Annotated in this window: 13 protein-coding genes; 3 read left to right on the forward strand and 10 right to left on the reverse strand. The window is 52.8% G+C overall.

What is annotated here, in order from left to right:
* Positions 1-88: 88 nt before the first annotated feature.
* Both MKY64_RS26205 and MKY64_RS26210 read right to left on the reverse strand, forming a co-directional pair.
* Positions 89-2,881: a glycoside hydrolase family 3 C-terminal domain-containing protein gene (locus MKY64_RS26205; protein WP_340956764.1), complete on the reverse strand. Its 2,793-nt coding sequence runs from the start codon at positions 2,879-2,881 to the stop codon at positions 89-91.
* A 310-nt stretch (positions 2,882-3,191) separates the two neighbouring features.
* Positions 3,192-3,383, reverse strand: coding sequence for a hypothetical protein (locus tag MKY64_RS26210; RefSeq protein ID WP_036726332.1), 192 nt, complete (start codon positions 3,381-3,383; stop codon positions 3,192-3,194).
* Between the two features lie 193 nt (positions 3,384-3,576).
* On the opposite strand from MKY64_RS26210, the gene MKY64_RS26215 reads away from it, so the two are divergent.
* Both MKY64_RS26215 and MKY64_RS26220 read left to right on the forward strand, forming a co-directional pair.
* Positions 3,577-4,887 (forward strand): putative DNA modification/repair radical SAM protein, encoded by a 1,311-nt coding sequence (locus tag MKY64_RS26215; RefSeq protein WP_340958173.1) that lies wholly within the window; start codon positions 3,577-3,579, stop codon positions 4,885-4,887.
* Positions 4,887-5,756, forward strand: coding sequence for a TIGR03915 family putative DNA repair protein (locus MKY64_RS26220; RefSeq protein ID WP_340956766.1), 870 nt, complete (start codon positions 4,887-4,889; stop codon positions 5,754-5,756). Before MKY64_RS26215 ends, MKY64_RS26220 begins: the two co-directional genes overlap by 1 nt.
* A gap of 65 nt (positions 5,757-5,821) precedes the next feature.
* On the opposite strand, the gene MKY64_RS26225 is transcribed toward MKY64_RS26220, so the two are convergent.
* The 5 genes from MKY64_RS26225 to MKY64_RS26245 all read right to left on the reverse strand — a co-directional run bounded on the left by MKY64_RS26225 (position 5,822) and on the right by MKY64_RS26245 (position 16,381).
* A complete protein-coding gene (locus MKY64_RS26225; RefSeq protein ID WP_340956767.1) occupies positions 5,822-8,206 on the reverse strand; it encodes a phosphoketolase family protein in 2,385 nt (794 codons plus the stop codon).
* A 276-nt stretch (positions 8,207-8,482) separates the two neighbouring features.
* On the reverse strand, positions 8,483-9,205 hold the full coding sequence (locus tag MKY64_RS26230; RefSeq protein WP_209879369.1) for a GntR family transcriptional regulator: 723 nt from the start codon (positions 9,203-9,205) through the stop codon (positions 8,483-8,485).
* A 92-nt stretch (positions 9,206-9,297) separates the two neighbouring features.
* On the reverse strand, positions 9,298-10,440 hold the full coding sequence (locus MKY64_RS26235; protein ID WP_340956772.1) for a response regulator: 1,143 nt from the start codon (positions 10,438-10,440) through the stop codon (positions 9,298-9,300).
* Between the two features lie 110 nt (positions 10,441-10,550).
* Positions 10,551-15,110, reverse strand: a complete 4,560-nt coding sequence (locus MKY64_RS26240; RefSeq protein WP_340956774.1) for an S-layer homology domain-containing protein — start codon at positions 15,108-15,110, stop codon at positions 10,551-10,553.
* Between the two features lie 338 nt (positions 15,111-15,448).
* Positions 15,449-16,381, reverse strand: a complete 933-nt coding sequence (locus MKY64_RS26245) for a GNAT family N-acetyltransferase (protein ID WP_036726325.1) — start codon at positions 16,379-16,381, stop codon at positions 15,449-15,451.
* Positions 16,382-16,634: 253 nt separating this feature from the next.
* Here MKY64_RS26245 and MKY64_RS26250 point away from each other — a divergent pair, with 253 nt between their 5' ends.
* Complete coding sequence (locus tag MKY64_RS26250) at positions 16,635-19,016, forward strand: GH36-type glycosyl hydrolase domain-containing protein (protein WP_340956777.1); 2,382 nt, start codon at positions 16,635-16,637, stop codon at positions 19,014-19,016.
* Between the two features lie 86 nt (positions 19,017-19,102).
* Here MKY64_RS26250 and MKY64_RS26255 read toward each other — a convergent pair whose 3' ends face one another.
* The 3 genes from MKY64_RS26255 to MKY64_RS26265 all read right to left on the reverse strand — a co-directional run bounded on the left by MKY64_RS26255 (position 19,103) and on the right by MKY64_RS26265 (position 22,737).
* On the reverse strand, positions 19,103-19,513 hold the full coding sequence (locus MKY64_RS26255; RefSeq protein ID WP_036726322.1) for a hypothetical protein: 411 nt from the start codon (positions 19,511-19,513) through the stop codon (positions 19,103-19,105).
* Positions 19,506-19,955 (reverse strand): LytTR family DNA-binding domain-containing protein, encoded by a 450-nt coding sequence (locus tag MKY64_RS26260; protein WP_340956781.1) that lies wholly within the window; start codon positions 19,953-19,955, stop codon positions 19,506-19,508. Before MKY64_RS26260 ends, MKY64_RS26255 begins: the two co-directional genes overlap by 8 nt.
* Before the next feature lie 172 nt (positions 19,956-20,127).
* Positions 20,128-22,737, reverse strand: a complete 2,610-nt coding sequence (locus MKY64_RS26265) for a metallophosphoesterase (protein WP_340956783.1) — start codon at positions 22,735-22,737, stop codon at positions 20,128-20,130.
* Positions 22,738-22,739: the final 2 nt, after the last annotated feature.

Below are 22,739 nucleotides of genomic sequence, written 5' to 3' on the forward strand. Positions count from 1 at the left end.
GAATCAGGCGGATCATGTAAATTCAATATTTGCAAAAAAAGACACCCCGGAGGGTGCCTTGCTGCTCATGCTATAAATGATCCTGATGCTATACCTGTTTGAATTCAATCCATTCAACCTGCAGGCCGGGCTTGACGAAGTCCAGCTTCAGCTCATACCGGCCGGCTTCCAGCTCAACCTTGACCAGCTTCTGCCGGATCCACCGGCCTTCCGTTCCGTTCGTCTGAATGGTGGTTACCGCTTGTCCATTCAGGGTCAGGTTGCAGGCGCTCTGCGCAAGCTCAGGCTCAGGAGACATGATGCTGACAATAATGCGGTACTGGCCCGCCTCGTCAGCCTGAATGTAGGTCGGCCCGGACACAGCAGGGGTTACCTGAGCGTTCTCGCTGAGCACCTGCACCTGCACCTGCTCAGCCCCGATAGCCGGATCAGCCTTGAACGTATCGACCGCTTCAATAATCTCATGCTTTCTGGAGAATACCGGCGCCTTCATGATGAACTCACAGATATTGATCGCGCAGCGCTGAAGCTCCCCGCGGGTAAGCGTGCCGTTCTCCAGAGATGCAATTGTATTGTCATCGTAAGCATTAACCTCTGCCCCATAATTACTAACGACCATGTACAGATCGTTCTGGGCGCGGACCATCCAGTTCATATTCTTACGGTCTGCCGGCCCTCCGTTCACCACATCGTTCATGATCGCCCACCAGTCGGTCATGACGATCCCCTGGAAGCCCCATTCGCCGCGGAGCAGCGTGGTGTTGAGGTCATAGTTGGAAGCCGCCCAATGCCCGTTCACCGGGTTGTAGGAGGTCATGATCGAATTGGCTCCGCCCTGCTTAACTGCGATTTCGAAGCCCTTCAGGTAGATCTCACGCAGCGCGCGTTCCGATACGACAGCATCGACCTTACTGCGGTGCTTCTCCTGGTTGTTGCAGGCAAAATGCTTCAGCGTCGCATTAGAGCCGCCCTTCATAATTCCGCGTGTACATGCGGCAGCGAAGATTCCTGAGATCAGCGGATCTTCGGAGAAATATTCGAAGTTACGCCCGTTCAGCGGGCTGCGCCGGATATTCAGCCCCGGTCCCAGCAGCGCATCCACCTGGTTGCGCAATAATTCCTGGCCTTCCATAACATACAGTTCTTCCACCAGCTCCGCATTCCATGTAGCGGCCAGCAGGGTTCCAATTGATACCTGTGTTGCCTTAGCTCCACTGTCCATACGGATGCCGGAAGGGCCGTCCGCTGTAGCTGCAACCGGAATGCCGTAGCTGAACAGACTGTCGCTCACGCCCCCGAACGCCGATGCTGTACCCGGAGTTACCAGCGGGCTGCTCATTCCTTCGCCCCGGACAATCGCCGCCAAATCTTGGTCGCTTAGCTGGGCAATGAAAGTGCTCATGCTAACTTTTCCGTCATGGACATCTCTCAGGGTATATCCCTGATTGCCGGTCTGCGGAAGCGTCTGCGGCAGATTGCGTTCAATCCGCTCCGCCAGATCCACCTTGCGTGTGGGTACTTCAGAGGAGACAAGCTCATACGAACCGTCTGCCTTGCGGGCACCCGGCTTCATCCGCATGAAGCTCTCGGTAGGCGCCATAGCCTCTTGCAGCTGTTCCACGACCTTAAGCTCATCCAACACATAGCCTTCTTGTCCATCCAGAAGCACTGCTGATACGGCTTTGACGCTGGTTCCTGCATAGAAGCGGTAGGTTCCGGCTTCCAGCACATAAGCGGAAGCGTGCCCGGTCACTCCGGCGTCATCATAGGAAGCCATGGAATGGAGCGGGAAGCTTACAGTAAGGCGCTGAGACTCGCCAGGCTCCAGCAGCTTAGTCTTAGCGAAGGCTGCCAGCGCTTTGGCCGGTTGACCCAACTGTCCTTGCGGCGCTTCAACATACACCTGCACTACTTCTTTACCGGCATATACTGCTCCCGTATTCGTTACGGTGACGCCGATTTCAATCTGCGGCTCGCCCGCCTGGTTCACCAGCTTCGCTTCCTCCGGCTCCAGCTTGAAGGTCGTGTAAGAGATCCCGTAGCCGAATTCATACTGAACCTTATCGGGACAGAAGGTCTCGAAATAACGGTAGCCCACATAGATATCTTCCTCGTACAGGTTCTTGAACTCATTGCCGTAGTTGCGGGTCGACGGGTAATCCTCAATGGAATAAGCGATGGTGTCCGTCAGCTTGCCGCTTGGCGTAACCTCGCCGGCCAGAACATCGGCGATCGCGTGGCCGCCCTCCATGCCGCCATGCCAGGAATAGATCACTGCAGAGATAGGGTTCACATAAGCGGCGTCATTTACCCAGCTCATATCAATAATGTTGGATACGTTGAGCACCACAATCGTCTGTTCAAAATGAGCCGTAACCGAGACAAGCATCGCCTTCTCATCTTCCGTCAGCCGGTAGCTGCCTGCGGTATCGGCATTATCCTGATCCTCGCCCGCCGTACGTCCAATGACAACAACCGCTTTGGCTGACTGGCTTCTTGCCTGTTTCACCAGCTCGTCCGTAAGCGGCATTTCCTTCTGGTTCCACGGCTCCGCAGCCCATACCTTGCCGCCGTCATCGAACGGATTAAGCCCGATCCAAGCCTCGTAGGCTGCAGCCAGCTCTTCATTCACGCTAATGTTCTTCTTGCTGCGTAGTCCATCCAGCAGATTCGTCGTATATGCAACGTGAACGCTACCGCCCGATCCTGTACCGCTGCGGTAATAGTTCACCTGTATTCTGCCAAAAACAGCGACGCTCTCACCGTTACCCAGCGGAAGCACCTGTCCCTCATTCTTAAGCAGTACCGCACCCTCTGCGGCTACCGTCCGGCTAAATTCTGCAAAACCCTCTAACGGCACTCCAATGTTCTGTGTACTCAATTGGTTTCCTCCTGTATGTTCATTTCCCATGCTGTGGGTTGATTCTATAGATAACGCCCTCCCTGCAGGGAATATACGTTGCCTTGAATCTGTATGGTCCATCATATAGCATATCCTTCTAAGAATATAAGCTCCAGCCAGATTATTCAAGCACCGCTTGCCGGATCACCGGGATGCACATCTGTCTGCATAAATTTTTTTAGCTAAAAAGACACCTCTAATAAAAAAGACACCTGTGCGGGCGTCTCTCAAGCCTGTTCCTATGCAATCCGCTCCGCCTGAAGAGATACGGCCGGATCTTCTATTGATTTTATCTGCGGCGGCGGCCCTTCATCATGCGGTTGTACATAATAAGAGCTGCAACGATCATGCCCAGCATGGCTACACTGCCTGCCGATTCCTGCGACATGCCGAACATAAGGCAAATACTTGTCACTAACTGTCTTGTCAGCAGCGCAACCGCAATCAGCATGATGGGCCGCCATATGTTATATCCTCTCACTTCAGCAACACTCCTAACCCGGATTTCAATAACCGTATGATTCCTCATTCCATGAACCATCAGTTTCTATTATAGCACAAGACGGAATGCGCATACATTTTACACGCGGCCAAGAAGGGGGGGATACCTTTGACAAGAACGTATGTTCGGTATATAATGCTCACATATGAGGGGGATTGAGACCGTGGATGTAATGGAGAAACTAGAGATTCTGACCGCTTCCGCCAAATACGATGTAGCGTGCACTTCAAGCGGTTCCGACCGCAAGGGCCAGGCCGGGGCGCTCGGCAACACCTCCGCGATGGGCATCTGCCACAGCTTCGCGGCGGACGGCCGCTGTATTTCGCTGCTGAAGGTGTTAATGACCAACGGCTGTGTATATGATTGTGCGTACTGCATCAACCGCAAGTCCAACCCCATCCGCCGGGCTGCCTTCACCCCCGAAGAGATCGCAGATATCACCATGCAATTCTACCGCCGCAATTATATAGAAGGACTATTTCTTAGCTCAGGCATTATGCGCAATCCGGACTACACCACCGAACAGCTGATCTCAGCGCTTGAGCTGCTGCGCAATGTCTATCATTTCAACGGTTATATTCATGTAAAAGCCATCCCCGGAGCAGACGATGCCCTGCTGTCCAGACTTGGGCTGCTTGCCGACCGCATGAGCGTCAACATTGAACTGCCCTCGCAGGAGAGTCTCGGACGGCTCGCCCCCGATAAAAGCAAGGTGTCCATCCTGAAGCCGATGGGGCTGATCACAAACCGGATTAAGGAGAACCGCTCCGATATCGTCCGGTATAATCACGCACCCCGCTTCGCTCCGGCTGGACAGAGCACCCAGATGATCGTGGGGGCAACGCCGGATACCGATTACCAGATCCTTAATCTGACGGAGGGCTTATACCGCAAATACGCACTCAAGCGTGTATTTTTCTCGGCCTATACCCCTGTAATAGAGGATTCCCTCCTGCCCGCTCTAGACACCAAGCCGCCTCTGCTGCGGGAACACCGGCTCTATCAAGCCGATTGGCTCCTGCGCTTCTACGGCTTCAAGGCGAATGAATTATTGGATGAGGCCGTGCCGAACTTCAACCCGCTGCTGGACCCCAAATGCAGCTGGGCCGTTAACCACCGGGAGCAATTCCCCGTTGAGATCAACCGCGCCCCGTACGAAATGCTGCTGCGTGTACCCGGCATCGGCGTTAGAAGCGCACAGCGGATCGTGAAGGCCAGACGGGCCGGATCGCTCGATTTCCATGCGCTGAAGAAGCTGGGAGTGGTCCTCAAGCGTGCCCAGTTCTTCATCACCTGTAAGGATAAGCCGCTGGAGGGGCTGAAGGTAAGCGAGCATACGCTGCTTCGCTCACTCATGTCCGGGGAGCAGCTCGCTCTCCAGCAGCCGCAGGTGGAGCAGCTCACGCTGTTCGACGACTTTAACCTCTCCACCTTGCCCGCCGCCGGGGACTGGAACAGCTTCAACAAGGGGGCGAAGGCCTGATGTTCAAGCCGTCCGCACTGGCGTACACCTATGACGGAAGCTTCGAGGGTCTGCTGTGCTGTGTATTTGAGAGCTATGCCTGGAAGGAGATACCGCTGGCGATTCATGCTGAAGGCGGGGAAATAGGCCTGCTGCTGGAAGCGAAATGGATTGAGACCGACAAAGACAAGGCCGCACGGGTACTGAAGTCCCTGCCGCTGCGGATCAGCCGCGAAGCCGAGGAGCTGGTGCGTCTGGGCTTCTGGAGCTGCGCTCCCGAGAAGGAAATGCTGCTGCTGAACTTCCTGTATCTCGGCTTCCGGCATGGCCGCAAGGTGATGAATATGCTGGCGGATGACACCGTTAACACGCTGATGAAGGCTGTCCAGCAGCTCCGGCATGAAGCGCATCTGTATACGGGCTTCGTTCGCTTCTCCGTATACGGCCCGGTCATGGCCGCAGTCATTGAACCGCAGGGCTATGTGCTGCCTGTAATCCAGGAGCATTTCTGTGACCGGTTCCAGGGGGAGAGCTTCATGATCTACGATCAGACCCATGGGGCTGCGCTGATTCATGAGCCCGGGCGTGAGGCCATCGTGCCTTTAAACGGTTGGACCCCGCCTGAGCCGGATGAGACGGAGGAATCTTACCGCCGCTTATGGACCGGCTTCTATCATGCCATCGGCATCAAGGAGCGCCGCAATGACCGGCTGCGTTCCTCGAAGATGCCGAAGCGATACTGGAAGCACATGGTGGAGATGAACGGCAGCAACGGGGTGCCTGTACTCACCGCGGCGCAGCGGAAGAAGGCATTGCAACCGGAGGTCCCGGAGACCATAATCCAGCTCCAATCATTGGACAAAAAGAGCGCTCCGCAGCCATCAACATGACTACCGGAGCGCTCCTTAATTGAAGCCTACTATATTATTAATGAAATAACACGATCATCTAGAGCTTAGTTCAGAGCCTTCCATACCCAGCTCTCAACCTCTGGAAGGTCGATGCCTTCTTCACGGATGTACGCGTGATGCTTCTGCACCATGGCGTCCATCTCGTCAGCGATAGCCTGGTATTTGTTTGCTTCCGGCAGGCTCAGCACAGCTTCCTTCGTAAGATCGAAGCGGTCCATCTGGTTCAGTACACGCATATCGAACGGTGTAGTGATATCGCCATTCTCGCGGTAGCCGTGCACATGCAGGTTGTGGTTGTGGCGGTCGAAGAACAGGTCTTTGATAAGGCCTTCATAGCCGTGGAAGGCGAAGATGACCGGTTTATCCTTTGTGAAAAATTGATCAAACTCTTCGTCAGACAAGCCGCGCGGATCGAGCTTCTGGCTTCTCAGCTTCAGCAGATCGACTACGTTAATGTAACGGATTTTCAACTCAGGCAGCTTCTCATGCAGGATCGAGATGGCAGCCAAGGCTTCCATAGTTGGTTCGGTACCCGAAGAAGCGATAACGAGATCCGGCTCTTCGCCTTTGTCGGTGCTGGCCCAGTCAATGATCTTAAGGCCTTTGTCCACCAGCTCCTGAGCTTCGTCAGCCGAGAACCACTGCGGACGCGGATGCTTGGAGGATACGATCAGGTTGATCTTCTGGCGGTCATTCAGGATCTTGTCGAACACAGCCAGCAAGCTGTTCGCATCGGACGGCAGATACTCACGGATGAATTCAGGCTTCTTGTCAGCCAGATGGCCGAGCAGACCCGGATCCTGGTGGGTATAGCCGTTATGGTCCTGCTGGAACACTGTCGATGTAGCGATCACGTTCAGGGAAGGAATGTCTTCTCTCCAGGTCTGATCTGTAGCCTTGCGCAGCCACTTGAAGTGCTGGGTGATCATCGAATCGACCACGCGCAGGAAGGCTTCATAACTGGCGAAGAATCCGTGGCGGCCAGTCAGTACATACCCTTCCAGAATCCCCTCTGCCTGATGCTCCGACAGCTGGGAGTCAATGACACGGCCATAGGGAGCGAGGAATTCATCCTGCGGTTCCTGAATGGCATCCATCCATTGACGCTTGGTCACTTCGAATACTGGTCCCAGACGGTTAGACATAGTCTCATCCGGTCCGAAAATACGGAAGTTGCGGTTCTCTTCGTTGAGGGTTACAACCTCTTTCAGGTATTTGCCCAGTACGGCCATATCCTGTGCAATTACTTGGCCTGGGGCGGAATTATCGAGAGTATAGTTGCGGAAGTTCGGCTTGTGCAGGTCTTTAATCAGCTTGCCGGCATTCGTTACAGGGTTCATCCCCATACGTCTGTCGCCGGTTGGCAGAATTTCAGCCAGATCTGCGTTCAGACGGCCATTCTCATCGAACAGTTCTTCAGGTCTGTAGCTGTTCAGCCATTCAAGCAATGCCGGAGCATGCTTCATGTTCTTCTGATCGACCGGAATCGGCACCTGATGGGCACGGAAGGAGCCTTCGTTCGGTACGCCATCCCACGATTTCGGACCGGTCCAGCCTTTAGGGGAGCGGAAGACCAGCATCGGCCATACAGGGCGTGTAGTATCGTTATTTTCACGGGCGTTCTTCTGAATGGCGGCAATTCTCTCTACGATTGTATCCAGCACCTTAGCCATTTCCGGGTGCATCAGATCCGGGTTCTCGCCTTCTACGAAGAATGCCTCCCAGCCGTTGCCGGCAAAATAGGCGGTCAATTCTTCTCTGCTCATCCGGGAGAGGATGGTCGGGTTGCTGATCTTGAAGCCGTTCAAATGCAGAATCGGTAACACAGCACCGTCTGTAATCGGGTTGATGAACCGGTTGGACAGCCAGGAAGCGGCCAGAGGACCGGTCTCTGCTTCGCCGTCACCTACAACTACAGCGGAGATCAGGTCAGGGTTATCCAGAATCGAACCCACGCTGTGCGACAGGGAGTAACCCAGCTCGCCGCCTTCATGAATCGATCCGGGTGTTTCAGGAGCTGCATGGGAGGCAACACCGCCAGGGAAGGAGAACTGCTTGAACAGCTTTTTCAGACCAGGGATGTCCTGAGTGATCTGCGGGTAGATTTCGGTGTAGGTTCCGTCAAGATAAGAGTTCGATACCATCACCTGACCGCCATGGCCCGGGCCTTCAATATAGAACATGTTGAGATCATATTTAGTGATTACGCGGTTCAGGTGCGCATAGATAAAGTTCTGCCCAGGGATCGTGCCCCAGTGTCCGATCGGCTTCACTTTGACGTCTGCATCCTTCAACGGTTCTCTTAACAACGGATTATCCTTCAAATAAAGCTGACCTACGGAGATGTAGTTCGTTGCACGCCAGTAAGCGTCAAGCTTTGCCAGATACGTTTTCGAGGAATAATCCACCTGTTCGATTGTTAATCCCATGTCTTCCACTCCCTAATCTTTTTCTTTGTAAATTGAATGTATCACTTCTACATTTACATCATACATCGGCATTTCAGAAATTCAATCTTTTTAGAAATTAATACGGTCCAATATTGTGAAATTTTGAACATAGTATGAATTCCTCTGCAAATCACGCACAAAAAGATGTTTATTTTTATAATTATGGATTAATTTGTTATATTAAAAAACTCTAAAAAGACCGGGATTCCTCCCGGCCTGCTATACCTCAGTTATGCTATTTACACCGTCCATCCGTTAATGCACAGATACAAACGTGTTAAACTTCAGATACTCATAATGGAAGCGCATATGCGAAAACTCAAACGGCGTGCCGTTATCCAGGAAGAAGATCCCCTCCATAATCCCTACGGGTTCATTCTCCTTAAGATGGAGCAGCTCCTGATCATTCAGCAGTGAAGGCTCGGCAAAAATAGACAAAAAGGATTTGGTCACCGCCAGATTGCGCGACTCCTCCAGATAATGAAAAATCGACCCCTCAATAATCGTCTGGTCGAGATTTTGCACAATTTTGATCGGAATATATCCCGTCTCAATCATGAAAGGCGCACCTTCAAACAGGCGCAGACGCACGATCTTATACACGAAATCATGGGGCATCAGGAACAAATCCCGCTGAATTTCCTCCGTGGGCCGGATGACCTCGAAGCTCAGCACCTTGATCTCCGGCTTCTTGCCGTGCATCTGGAAGTTATCCGACACCCCCAGATTAGAGCCTTCGTAATTGAAGATCGAATCGTTCTTTATGTATAACGGATTGATGAAGGTGCCGGAGCCGCGTTTCTTGAAAATAATGCCCGAGCTCTCCATCTTCATCAGCGCACGCTTTATGGTACTGCGGCTAACCTGATACGCCTCGCTGAGACTGCGCTCATCCGGCAGCTTCATATCGGCGTACTGCCCGGCAAAGATCTTCGTTTTGAGGTCAGCAATAATCTGCTTGTAGACAAATTGGGTCATGGGGTTCTCCTTCGCCGGAACTTTGCAGAACGAAATATTCAAGATTAAATATATCATAATTTAGATAGGGCAAAAAGGATGAATCCACGGATTCACCCTTTTTGACGCTTGTTATCCCAATCCCTATACCATTTGACAATCTCCCGGCTCGGTTTCTCCGCAACCTCTGCTTCCATGACCGTTTCCAGCAATACATACTGTCTTTGCACCAGAAAATGAAAGCCCATTCTATCCGATATTTGCATGTACAATAATTGCGCCTGCTCCTCTAACGGATAGCGGGTGCAGACCTGTTCAATGTGCTTGAAGGCCTGTTCATATTCTGCATTCCCCATATACCAGCGGACCAGATTCAGCTTCAGCCGAATCCACTGCAGCTGGAATCTCTGCCGCTCAAGCTCCGCCCACACATAATCGTACCCCTCCAGATATTCGCTCTTGAACAGCTTCAGGATTCGTTCGTATTCGGGCAGTGTGTCATTCGAGAGCTCTAACCCCGCTTGGATAAAGCGGTCAAACTCATCAACGTCCAGGCAGATTCCATTCAGCTTGAGCAGATAGCCGTCCGCCGTATTTTGCAGGAGAATCCGTTCTCTGCTGAAGGGCTCCAGCATTTTGCGGATATGATACACAGCCGTATATAACTGCGGATAGGCCCTGTTCGGATCAAAATCAGCCCACAGCAATTCAATCAGAGTGGCTTTACTGACCACTTTGCCGCGATGATGCAGCAGGTAAAAGAAGATTTCCTGCGCCTTCGCCGTTCTCCATTGCAGTGACGGAAGCTCCTGACTCCCTTCGTAGATCCGGAAGGCATCGAGCATCAGCATTCTCCAGCTTGTCTGCGCTGACGCTGCCCGGGCTGCCAGGCCAGGCTTCTGCTGAGCATTCAATCTCCGAACTGTAAGCTTCAGACGGTCCGTATGAATCGGCTTAAGCAAATAATCCAGGGCATTCAGCTCAAAAGCCTTGATCGCATAATTATCATATGCCGTTACGAATACAACCTGCAGATCGGGTCTCCGTTCCAGCAGCCTTTCCGCCAGCTCAATCCCGCTCAGCTCCGGTAAATGAATATCGAGAAACACAATATCGGTCTCGGTCTCCTCTACCTTTTGCTGCCCTTGCAGCGGATCGGTATATTTGCCGATAATCTCGAAACAACCAAGCGCATGCAATTGGCGTTCCAAAGCCTTTAGTGCCAATTCTTCATCGTCAATCAGGATTGCTCTCATTCGGATCTCCTTCGCAACTGGAAATCGGTACGGTTTTATAACCATTATACTTCAAATTTAATGATTTAGGGGCTGGAGGAGAAATGATCTCTCCTCCAACCCCTATCCATTTATTCTGTAACCCGTTGTTCCTTCTGTTCACTGTCGATCCGGTACTGATGGTCGATGACAGCCTCCTGGATGTCCAGGTAGGCCCAATGATTCTTGGAGACATCCGGGAATTTCACAGCATCTGCTCCATGGAGCGGGCCGCGGTCAAACATCTGATTAACAATGACTACAGCTTCCGCCCGGGTCAGGTAAGCATTCGGCTTGAAGCTTCCGTCCGGGTAGCCCTTGAGCAGGCCTGCCGACACATTGGCTTCAATTACCGCCTGGGCCCAATGTCCAGTGGTATCGCTGAAGCCCGATTTTCCGTCTGCCGGTACGGCAAGCTTCAGGTAGTTGGCTGCAGCAGCAGCCATCTCTGCTCTCGTAATCGGTGCATTGCCCCGGAATTTCCCGGCCGGATCACCCTTCATCACGCCCTGTGCATTCACAAAGGCAATGGCTGCTGCCGCATAATGGCGGACAGCTACATCCGGGAAGGGAGGAGTGCCTACAGCCGCACTAGCATCATAGCCCAGATTCCGGGCAATCATGAGCGCCATCTGCGAGCGCGTTACCCGTTCGTCCGGCTTGAATTGACCATCCGGGAAGCCAACGATATAGGATACATGTGTAGCAGGCGACTGATTATTGAAGTTAATAATCGTAAAGGTACTGAATTTGCTTACCGAGAATTCCAGTCCAAGCAGTCCCTCTTTATAGGTAACCGCTTTGCCTTTGACAACCTCTTTCGTACCGTCGGTATGTTCAATGAAAATACCGAGCTGTGCGAGGAATGCATTACGCGCCGCTTCATTCGCAGGCAGCTTCACATCTCTTAGCGGCAGGATCAGGGTTACCGCCCTGCTGGACAGATTCGTCTCAATGGTCATCGGTCTGGCGACCACTTCGATTTTGTTGTTCTTCGCCACTTCGCGGACCACAGCTTCAAGCGTGGCTCTCTTCTCGATTTCACTCCGCTCTGCTGCACTTCTCACCGGCACCAGCCGGAAATAGAAGTCTTGTCCGATGCCTTCCAGCGATTCATTCGGAACACGCACAATTGCATTCTCCGTATAGATTTCCAGTACAATGCCGTTCTCTTTCAGCAATTTGGCGGTTTCCGCCGGAATCTGGACATTCACTTCGCTGACATTGTCCGCCGCATCCGGGATGACTACACGGGCAATGCTTTGTCCCGTCTCTTTCGCCATCTTCACCGCTTCTTCAGCCTTATCCTTGGTGAAGCGGACCAGATCAGTGATCATGCCATTGCTCTGAGTGGTACGCTGTACAGGCACTTTCGTGATGCCAGCTGCATTGGCTCCGCCGATGGCCACATCCACCTGAATCACTTCGGTCTTGGATGTTTCAGGAGCTGCTGGAGCCGGAGCGGAACCTCCGCCTCCGCCTGAAGATACAGGCTCTTGTCTGGTAATGATCATTGTATACGTATTCGTTCCGCCTGCGGAATCCTTGACGGTAACCAGAACTTCATTCTTGCCTACTTTTAGAGGGAGCGCTTTGCTCCATTGACCGTTTGTAACCTCTACCGGAGCTTCACCGGCAATACTGAGTGTTACCACAGCACCAGGATCAAGTGTAACCGGCTTAAATGACATTTCATATACACTGTTCGCTACGGATACATCATAGCTTGCAGTTTCAGGCTTGAACTCAGGCTGCAGTGTGCCGCTCGAAGGATCAAGCGATACGAGCTTCCCGCTTGCGCGGATAACCTGAATTTGGTATTGCCCCAGCTTAACGCCCGGACGCTTCGCATCCACAATATCTACCTGGATGATGTTCAGCCCTTCCTGAAGCGGCAGCTTGCTCCAGTCTCCGTCAGGAACCTCTACACCGTTCAAGCTAACCTTGCGCAGCGTATCGTTATCTCCTGCCGGGGCAAGATTCAGCGCAATAGTCCCCGTCTCATTAGGCACGGTCGCCTGATAGCCGCTTGGTACATCCGGCTGGAAGGCTGGACTCAGCGATACCGGCTTATCCCCTGCCGTTAATCCCAGACCGTTCTCCGGCAGCTTGCCGCCGTCGGCGATATATTTGCCATCCCCGCCTAGGTCAATGCCCGGCTGCAATCCCGTAAGCGGGTTATTCTTGTTGCCGTTCTCCGTAACATTGCCAAGCTCTGGATCGTAGCTCAACATGCCACCGTTATGATCAGCGGGAATTGAAACGATCAGTTCATTGCCGTTAATCTCAAAAGGTGCCTGAAGCGGCACGCCGCCGTAAGTGAATCCGGCCAGATCGGTCAGATCGTTGATCGGCTTATTGAACACCAGCTTGAGCTGCCCCGCTTCGGGATAAGCAGCAACGAGCTGAAGCGGAATCACATTGTTATTCTTCGTGATGCCTGACTGCTCGCCGGCCTGGATCGGCTTCAATTCGTTCAGAACGTTGCCTTCAGCCGTAACATTACCGGCAGCGGGATCGTACCCTACGATCAGCGCATCATCAGGACCAAGCGCTTCCTCCAGAACGACTTCCACTTTGTCGCCCTGTACGGACTTCACAGCAATAACCTTCCGGCCATCAATGGTCAGTCCGGTGAGATCAGCATCAGTCAACGCAGAGCCTACAGGCTGGTTGAACGTCAATACCGCGTGATCCGGCTGGCCTTCGTTTACCGCCACATGGGTCAATTCCAGCTGCGGTACCGTGAACGGCACCAGCTTCGTTTCTGTTCTTACTTCATCGCCGAATGTCTTGGTCGAAGTCACCGCCACATGGTAGGAGCCCGGTGCCAGCGGACCCGGCAGCTTGGTGTCCCACTTATAGACATCATCGGTTACGGTAATCCCTACCTCAAGGTCGAACAGATGCGCATTCGGGTGGACATCCACTTTATACACAGCAGCCGTAACCACCGAATCGAGTGCAGCTTGTCCGGTTACCGGGAGCGGGAAGTCTGCTCCATATACCTCTGTTCCCTTAGCAGGCGTCTGAATTTCCAAGGAATCACCGAACGGTCCGTTAGCAATGAGCGTAAAGTCGGACACTGGCTCTTTCCCGGGTGTCTGAGCCTGGATTGCCGACTCTGCGGCATCATATTCGATTCGAACCACAGGATCATTGGACAGCGGACTGGCCAGGGTCAGAATAATGACACTAGGATCTTGATCAGACACTACAGCATGCGTAACATCGACCAGTCTTCCGTCCAATGTCACTCTGAAGTCATCCGTAGTATCGGTATCATCCGCATTGAACTTGATAGGCTTGTCAAACTTAATAGATACCTGGTTGTTGCTGCCCTCGGTATAGCTTGCGCTATCAGCCACTGGCGGCTGCTTCACCAGTCCGGCAATGGCATCCTCCAGACCCTTACGGGCGGCCTCAACTTCTTCAGGAGACGCATGCTCATCTTCAAGGACAGCGTTGGCAGCATCCGTTGCAGTCTTGAGAACCGCCAGAGAGGCCTTTGTATATTCCTGCGGCTCAAGACCAAGATAGCCCTCTGCTGTCTCGTTGTCCTGCTTCAGCGGGGTTTTGTCCACCAGTGTTATGGTAGTACTGATGCTGGAGTTGGCATCGCCTTCCATACCGCCGTATTCAACGAGGTAAGCATTCACGATGTTATCAATCGGATAATCGTTCCATTTTCCACTTGCAAAAATATGCACTACATGTTCGTAGGTAGAGTCATTCGGCTCTCCTGCATCCCAGTTGTTATGCATGATATGGTTAGTACCAATCCCATAAGTAAGATCCGTCACTGTGGCAGAATCATTCCTCCCACCACTAGCATTGTAACCCTTATAGAAAGGAAGTCCGGATTTGCCTTCGTACTGCAGCTTTCCTTCAGGTCCGGTTACCCAGCGCCAATCACCATAACCGTTATATTTATTGTTCTGCAAGGTGAAGACACGTGTATTGGCCCGTCCGTTGGTTTCTGTACGGGCTACGTCCTTCCCGCCGATCCAGCCAATCCCTTGAGCCTTTTCCGCAATAAAAGCGTTCTCAGCCGGGTCAGTAATTGTCGCTAGATACCCTTTGCGTCCATAGTAGGTCCGCTCCTCGGCCTTCACTCGGGCATCCGTCCATTTGATGCTGTTTTGTGTCACATACTCATAGAAATGTCCATTTTTATTAAAAGCGAGCACAGGCCCCAGACCGAAGGTCAGGCTGCGTTCACCCGGCGAGGTCATCGTAAACTGGGCATTCTCCAGTATCTGCTGGTAGATTTCAACCGGCGCATTGCCTTTTAAGATGTAGGCTCCGTTGCCCCCGCTGGTGGCAACTGTAATTCCAGTGCCGGATGTGGCGAATGTAATCTTGTCACCTGACTTATAACCATTGATTACAACCGTAGCCCCGTCCATCATTTCACCGGAATCTGCAGTGATAAATAGCTCCGGGAAGGTTAGGTTAACAGCTCCGCTATCCGGATTGGTGAAACTCCGGTACTTCTCCGAAGTAAAAATTTGTTCCGTACCGTCATTCTCCGCGACTGCCGCATGAGCCACTGGCCCAAGCACCGCAAAGTTGGCGGTGACCAGCGCAATCGACAAAGAGGCGGCCAGACTTCGGGACCATCCTTTGTTCCATTTCTTCGATATTGTCATCTTTTTGTGTACTCCTCATCTAATGGGACTTTTATGGGATCAGCCGACACTTCCTATTGTTCATAGACCGCTTGCCTGTTACCTGTAAATTCCTCCCTTCCTATGCAGGCGTTCACCAAATCGTACTAACGGGATACCGACAGGTTGTGTATAATAATCTCTTAGTTTCTAATACTATCCGACAGTCCTCTACATTAACTCTACAAATCCCCTTTTTTGTGACAAATATCATTGCATAATTGCGAATCTCCTCCCAACCTTATGTTGCGGTTCATTTGAAAAGTTAAAAAAGACACCCTAAGGGTGCCCTGGTTGATCCTGCGGATCGCTTATTTCCGTTAATTCACCGGGATATACATCTTCTGAACCTCCTGCACCCCGGGCTTAAACCCGAGATTATAGTACACAGATTCCGCATCATTTCCCTCCATTACATACAATCTCAGCAGCGGATAAGTCCCCTTCAGAGTGGTAAGGGCTCTTTGCAGCATACGTGTAGCCAGTCTTCTCCCACGATAGGCCGGATTAACGCCAATGCTATAGACTGCGGCCACATCATCCTGGAGACACAGCCGGCAATTGGCAATGAGCTGTCCCGTCGCCTTATCGAATACCAGCGTGGAGGCCTGTGTTAATTTCTCATTAGAGTAACTAGGATCAGTAGGCAGGAAATCTTTCATAACCGTTTGCTTCCGCCGGGTTGCATCCAAGCCCTCTCTAAAGCTCTCGAAGTCACAACGGGCAATCTCTTCTGTGAGAATAAACCGCTTGTCCCCGGCCTCATTCTCCTCTACTTCGGGACTTTCAATCCGCAGATCATCCTCCCAGTCCACTTGGAATAGTTCTGTAGGCCGCTGCATCCAGCGGCATCTGAATTCATCCGGCCAGAAGCCTGCCCGCGCGTATAGGTGAACCTGATCCGGCAGAACCTCATAGGTCCGTATCGGTTCCTTCCGGTCAGACCACTGAATCAACAACTTTTTAAGCTGCTTCAATATTCCGAATGAATCGTTAAACGGAGGGATTACAAAGAGATGGTAGATCACATTCGGTGACATCCGAACTCCGCCGATTCTACTCTCCCCCTTGTATATCCAAAAGGCATTCCTGCGCGGATTCGCATAGCTTTCCTCTCTAAAAAAACCGTTATACTCCATGTTATAATAGACGGAGCAATATACTCCCCACTCCTCGGGCTCTGCTCTCCGGATAGTCCATTCACCATTTAAATCGTAGGATATCGTATCTTCAGACCATTGCTTTACACTCATCGTGCACTCCTCCTTATACCTCCAGCCATCCGGCTGCACTCACATAGACCTTCCTTTTGATCTTAACAAGGCCACGTGCCCATTCAAATATAGGAAACTGCTATAAAAAGACTTTACTGTTTGTTTTTTTCTCAAATATAGGGTATATTGTCAGACCGCAACTGTCTTATAATGGAATTGGGCGGGATTCTTCGGTCATTTATGAACGCGCGTTCATAGCCCTGCCTGTCATCTATTATGAGGAGGAATGGTTATGCAATACGGTCATTTTGACGACAAGAACAAAGAGTACCTGATTACGAAGCCGAATACGCCTGCTCCTTGGGCCAACTATCTCGGTTCGCCGGAATACGGTGCGATTATCTCAGGTAACGCCGGGGGCTACAGCTTCGTGAAATCCGGGGCCAACGGACGGCATATCCGCTATCACTTCAACTCCAAGGACGAGCCTGGGCGCTACATTTATGTCAAAGACCTGGAGAACGGGGATTATTGGTCCGGCTCCTGGCAGCCGGTAGGCAAGGATCTGGAGCAATACAAGTCCGTCTGCCATCATGGAACCGGTTACACGAACATCGTCTCAGATTATGACAACATTCATACCGAGTCCTTATACTACGTACCGCTGAACAAGACCTATGAAGTATGGCGCATGAAGATCCGCAATGACGGCACTGCGGCTCGCAAGCTGGCCCTCTTCGGCTTCGCCGAATTCACCAATGACAACAACTATGAGCAAGATACCGTGAACCTGCAATACACGTTGTTTATTTCCCGGACCTACTTCAAGCACGATAAAATTCTTCAAGTCATCAATGAAAACATCGCGGGAGAGCAAACCTGGAGATTCTTCGGTGCGGCCGGAGCAGAGGTGGCCGGTTATGACGGGGACCGCGATACGTTCCTTGGAGATTACCGCAGCTACGGGAATCCGCTCTCCGTGGAGAACGGTCAATGCTCCAATTCGCTGAACTATAATACCAATGCCTGCGGTGCCCTGCAGCTCAATGTGGAGCTGCAGCCGGGAGAAGAGAAGGAAGTCGCCTTCCTGCTGGGACAATATGATGAAGAGGGAGCCTCCGGCATTCTTAGCCACTACCAGGATTTGTCCGTGGTAGACCGGGAGCTTGAAGAGCTGAAGACCTTCTGGCACAGCAAGCTTAACCGCTTCCAGGTGCAGACCCCAAGCAGCAATCTGAACCATATGATCAACACGTGGAATGCTTACCAGTGCTTCATTACCTTCATCTGGTCGCGTGCTGCCTCCTTCCAGTACTCCGGCCTGCGCAACGGGCTCGGCTACCGGGATACGGTGCAGGACATCCAGGGCATTATCCATCTGGACCATGAGATGGCTCTTGAACGCCTGCGGCTGATGATCTCTGCCCAGGTATCCAACGGCGGCGGGCTGCCGTTGGTGAAATTCGACCATAATCCGGGTCATGAAGGAACACCGGACGACCCTGAATATGTACGGGAGACGGGACATCCCCACTACCGGGCCGACGATGCCCTGTGGCTGTTCCCGACGGTTATCAAGTACCTGAATGAGAGCGGGAACTGGGACTTCACGGATGAGGTCATTCCTTATTCAGATCAAGGCGAAGCAACGGTGTATGCGCATCTGCGGCAGGCGCTTCAATTCAGTCTCGACCGGATGGGTGCCCACGGCATGCCGGTTGGACTTCATGCCGACTGGAACGATTGCCTGCGGCTCGGCGCCAAGGGTGAATCACTGTTCGTGGCCTTCCAGCTGTACATGGGCTTCAAGGTTTTCATGGGCATCGCGGAGAACAAGAACAAGCCGGAGGATGCCGCATGGGCGCAAGGTCTGCTGGAGGAGCTGGACGGTAATATCCAGAAGTATGCCTGGGAGAACGACCAGTTCGTCCGCGGCTTCACCGAGGACAACTATACCATCGGCTCGTGGGAGAACGATGAGGGCCGGATCTGGCTCAATCCGCAGAGCTGGTCGGTGCTCAGCGGCGCGGCCCGCCCGGAACAGGCCAAACTCGCCATGGACAAGGTCTATGACAATCTGCGGACCGATTACGGCACGATGCTGTTCTACCCGCCATTCCGCAAATACGGCTTGCCGGTAGCACTCATGGCGTTGTTCAACGCTTCGACCAAGGAGAACGGCGGCATCTTCAGCCAGCCACAGGGCTGGCTTATCCTGGCGGAGACGATGATCGGCAATGGTGAACGCGCGTTCGAGTACTTCCTGAACTGCAGTCCGGCCACCATGAACGACAATGCGGAGGTCCGCAAGCTGGAGCCTTACGTCCACGGCCAATTCGTGGAGTCCAAGGACAGCCCGTATCAGGGCCGGGCCCATGTCCACTGGCTGACCGGCACGGCCTCCACCGTCATGGTCTCACTGGCAGAGGGCATTATGGGCGTTCAGCCGCAGAAGGACGGCCTCCGTCTGGATCCGTGTGTCCCTTCGGATTGGACCGACTTCTCCATGGTGCGCGAGTTCCGCGGGAAGAAGCTGAACATCCAGGTGGAGAACAAGAACGGCGTCCAGAAGGGCGTCTCCCGTATCGTCATCAATGGCGAAGAAATCCAGGGCAACCTGATTCCTGTGTCCCGGATGGCGGCAGAGAACGATGTACTGGTTGTGATGGGTTAGCCTTACGCCGGTCCAAGGAACGGCATAGAGTATATACGAAGAAGGAGAGCAGACCCGCCGGGCGCTCTCCTTCTTTTCATATCATGCTACTTCAAAATCTTATTCAATTCCTCTGCCGACTTCCTGCTGTTCGCTCTGGCATAGAAGTAGAACGCCACCGTATGCAGAATCACGGATAACAGCAGCATTCCTGGCCACCAGGCGCTGATAATCCCGAACATTTCGACAGAGAACAGCCATACCATGCCCATTCCGCCGGCAATACTGAGAAGCGAACCGATCAGAATATTCCACAGCGGCTTCAGCGTAAAGTGATTCCACAGCACATTATACATCACCCCGAAGACTACGGCAGCGATAGCGGCGATACCCGCCAGACGCCACAGATACAACATCTCCACCGGCTGATCCCTGAAGAACACCGTTAACAGCAGCGTGACCCAGAGCGACGTAAGGGTAAATACCTGAAAGAATCCTTGCTTGATCTGATTAGCCATGATAATTCCTCCTAAAATCATTGATATAGTAACGGCTAACAGTGTAGGAATTATTATCTGTCAGCAGGACTTCCACCCGTGCATTGGCGGTTGCCGAGAATTCTTTGATGTAACGGGTATTGATAATAGTCTGGTTATTGATCTTGATGAACCCGGGCGTATCCAGCGCTTCCATCGCGAACTTCAGCCTTGTATTGAGCAGATACATCTCTCCGGTAATGAGCCGCACACTGCACATCCGGTCTTCCGCTTCGATGACCGCAACCTTGCTCGTCTCCAGGGAGACCTGGCGGTTATTGCTGGCATTGATGACTGTGATCCGCTTCTCTGCCGCCTGAATCGCTGTCTCAAGATTCTTCCATTGCACCTGTTCCGCCGGATGCGTAACGACCTTGGCCGATCCCCGATCCATACCTGGGTCTGCTTCAAATCTAATCTCCAACTGTCACTGCCTCCTCTCAACACCCATATTATTATCCTAAAAGCATCTTGACCATCAATCTGCGTTTTCTTGCAGGAATCTGGCGTTTTATTTCATTTTAGCTCCTTCTGCGGCTAAACAGGTACGCGAACAAGACTGCCGGGAGCTTCCCGGCAGCCTGCCTGACTATCTTTTATAACCTCGGATCGATCTCCTTCTCCTTCGTCACCTCGAACAACAGGTTCGCGGCAATCTGCTTGTAGGTGCTGTTGTCCGCCGAAATATCCTCCAGCTTAATCTCCAGCAGCTGCTTACCCAGCCGATGCTCGGCCAGGGAAGTACGCAGCTTAGGTGCGATATTCTTCTGCTTCATCAGCTTGGAATACTTGTGCGGGAATCTGTAGTCGTAGCCGTAAATAATGGACAGGTACCCCGGATTGCGGACCTTCAGGTAAGGGACCACTCCCGGTTGCTCTTGCTCCGGCTTGATGACGATGCCTTCCATCTGCTGCTCTACGGTAATTGTGGCGAAGAACGCCTCTGCGCTGCGGTACGCTTCCGGGTCCTTCAGATCCAGCACCAGAATCTCATCATCATTCAGGAAGCGGTATTGCTCCGAGGTCGCCCCTTCAGGCACCCGTTCCTCCCCACTCTCCAGCACTTCCTTCAAGATGGCAAACGGCTTATAGTCCAGCTCCGCATCCCCGGCATACAGCTCCAGCTGCTGCTTATACACCCGGTAAGCTTCATCCCGCTGGTCAAGCCCCACGTAAGAGTCCCGGATGCTGCGGACATGCTTATACGTCTGGTATACATGAGCTCCGTAGCTGGTGTTAAGCGCTTCTTTGGTCAGATGATGCTGGTCCTGCTCGAACCCGCTGGCTTCATATTCCCGGATCAGCTCACCGAGCGATTCCTCGAACCCGTGCTCCCTCAGGAACGCAAGCTCGCTCTCCAGTGCCCGCCCAATCGGCTGGAACTGGCGTTCAATCAGCCCTTCCCCTAGCGCCTTCCAAGGCAAAAGCTCCCCGTCCAGCAGCAGCACACGGATGCCTTGCTCCGCCATATACGTTCCGAACCGCTCCAGCAGCCCTTCGTAAACCGGCGTCAGATCGACAGCTTTGACCTTATAACCGTTACGGCTAACCGCATAGCAATGCTCTACGTCCCGGTACAGATACACCGTGCAGCGCGATCCCATGTACTTGGGCTGAAGGACCACCTCGTACACCCCGCGTCCGGCAAAATAATCCAATCCCTTGCGCAGCGACTCCAGCTCGCCCGTTGCTTCGTCTTTATCCGCCGGCGACATCGTCCCGGAGATGAAGTTGACCTTATTCTGCGAGGAATAGTGCAGTCTTCGCATGGACTCCGTATCCAGCTCCTGCAGGGAGACCTTGTGCTCCTCGCGGAAGAGAACCGGCAACTCCTCCTGTAATAGAGGCTGCTGGGATTTATGGCTTTTGTAGAACGGCTTGAAGGTTATATGGACAGAAGTTAGCCCGTTCCCATGCACGGCTCCTGTGTCGAGATGAAGCTTGTTCTTGATGCGGAACGTCTGTTTGGCGGCAATATGTCCGAACAGATGGAACGGATGGTTCCCCTCCGCCTCCTCCTTCAGGAAGCCGAGCTGCTGCTCGTACGCAGACTCACGGTCCAGCCGGAAGTTGCGCTGATGGCGCAGCGAATTCGTATCCAGCTTCCCGACATACTTATTGCGGCAAGGGGCATGAGTCACATAGAAGGAAGGGCCGTGCATCCCGATATAACGGTAAAACGGCTTCGCACGCTCCACCAGCACGGAGAATTGACGGAACAGCTCCTCATCCTCCTGTAACACCTGAGTGGAGTCAAAATAACTTCTCAGCAGCTCCGGCTCAGTCCCCTTGATCTCCCCCCGCAGGTACTTGTAGACGAAATTCTCATGGTTGCCCATTACGAACAGGAAATGCTCCTGATTGTTATACAGGAACTGGATGATCTCCCGGGTCTGCTTGCCCTTATCGATCCAGTCGCCCGCCAGGATGATCCGCGTATTCTTCAGCTTATCCGTAGCGCTTAGCTTCCCTTCTTCAATCCGGTAGCCGTAGCTGCGCAGCAGGCCTTGCAGCTCTTGAACACATTCATGTACGTCTCCGACTACAATGTATTCCTGCTCCTGCGGAAGCACAGCAGCGGCATACGCCTCCCAGTCCTGAATGTACACCCGGTACTCCGGGTTCGGCCGCTTTTCCCCCGTACCTTCTGTACCTTCAACACCTTCCAGCAGAAAATCCTTCGCCCGCACCTTATGAATGCTATGGTAGCCCTCGCGGGACAGCACCGGCAGCACTTCCCGGCGCAGCCGGTTCAGGTGACCCGATATCAGCTTCTTCGAGCGCTCCGAGGCATAATAATCCTCCCGTTTGCGGTAATCGAACAAAATGACCTCCAGATTATACTGGTTCTCCTGAGCAATCGCCCGCACCTTGCTGCGGTAATCCTCGGCGAGACCAATCGTATCCATAATGACAAACTCTGCATTAATCGGCCAGGAGGTGACCCGCTTCAGCCGCTCGAACAACAGCGCGAACGTATGCGAGCTGGCCTCCAGCATGACCTGGTCGTATTTATCGTAGTCATAGCCCAAGAGCTCCTGACGGATCAGGTCTGAAGAGAGATACTGCACATTCGTGCGCAGACCTGTAGTGCTGTCCTCAAGCCTGAGCTGCGGGATCAGAACTTCTTTGGCAAAAGTAGACTTCCCGCACTCCGTCGCTCCCACCAGCATGAATATCGTGTGTACCTTCGTCTGAATGTCCATGG

The organism is Paenibacillus sp. FSL R7-0210, from assembly GCF_038009085.1.
Taxonomy (GTDB): domain Bacteria; phylum Bacillota; class Bacilli; order Paenibacillales; family Paenibacillaceae; genus Paenibacillus_AQ; species Paenibacillus_AQ silagei.

Excerpts from the sequence above, each read along its gene's own strand:
- MKY64_RS26245 (WP_036726325.1), bottom strand. The coding sequence starts at position 16,381 with ATGAGTGTAAAGCAATGGTCTGAAGATACGATATCCTACGATTTAAAT.
- MKY64_RS26230 (WP_209879369.1), bottom strand. The coding sequence starts at position 9,205 with ATGACCCAATTTGTCTACAAGCAGATTATTGCTGACCTCAAAACGAAG.
- MKY64_RS26225 (WP_340956767.1), bottom strand. The coding sequence starts at position 8,206 with ATGGGATTAACAATCGAACAGGTGGATTATTCCTCGAAAACGTATCTG.
- MKY64_RS26215 (WP_340958173.1), top strand. The coding sequence starts at position 3,577 with ATGGAGAAACTAGAGATTCTGACCGCTTCCGCCAAATACGATGTAGCG.
- MKY64_RS26235 (WP_340956772.1), bottom strand. The coding sequence starts at position 10,440 with ATGAGAGCAATCCTGATTGACGATGAAGAATTGGCACTAAAGGCTTTG.
- MKY64_RS26240 (WP_340956774.1), bottom strand. The coding sequence starts at position 15,110 with ATGACAATATCGAAGAAATGGAACAAAGGATGGTCCCGAAGTCTGGCC.
- MKY64_RS26250 (WP_340956777.1), top strand. The coding sequence starts at position 16,635 with ATGCAATACGGTCATTTTGACGACAAGAACAAAGAGTACCTGATTACG.
- MKY64_RS26220 (WP_340956766.1), top strand. The coding sequence starts at position 4,887 with ATGTTCAAGCCGTCCGCACTGGCGTACACCTATGACGGAAGCTTCGAG.
- MKY64_RS26265 (WP_340956783.1), bottom strand. The coding sequence starts at position 22,737 with ATGGACATTCAGACGAAGGTACACACGATATTCATGCTGGTGGGAGCG.
- MKY64_RS26255 (WP_036726322.1), bottom strand. The coding sequence starts at position 19,513 with ATGGCTAATCAGATCAAGCAAGGATTCTTTCAGGTATTTACCCTTACG.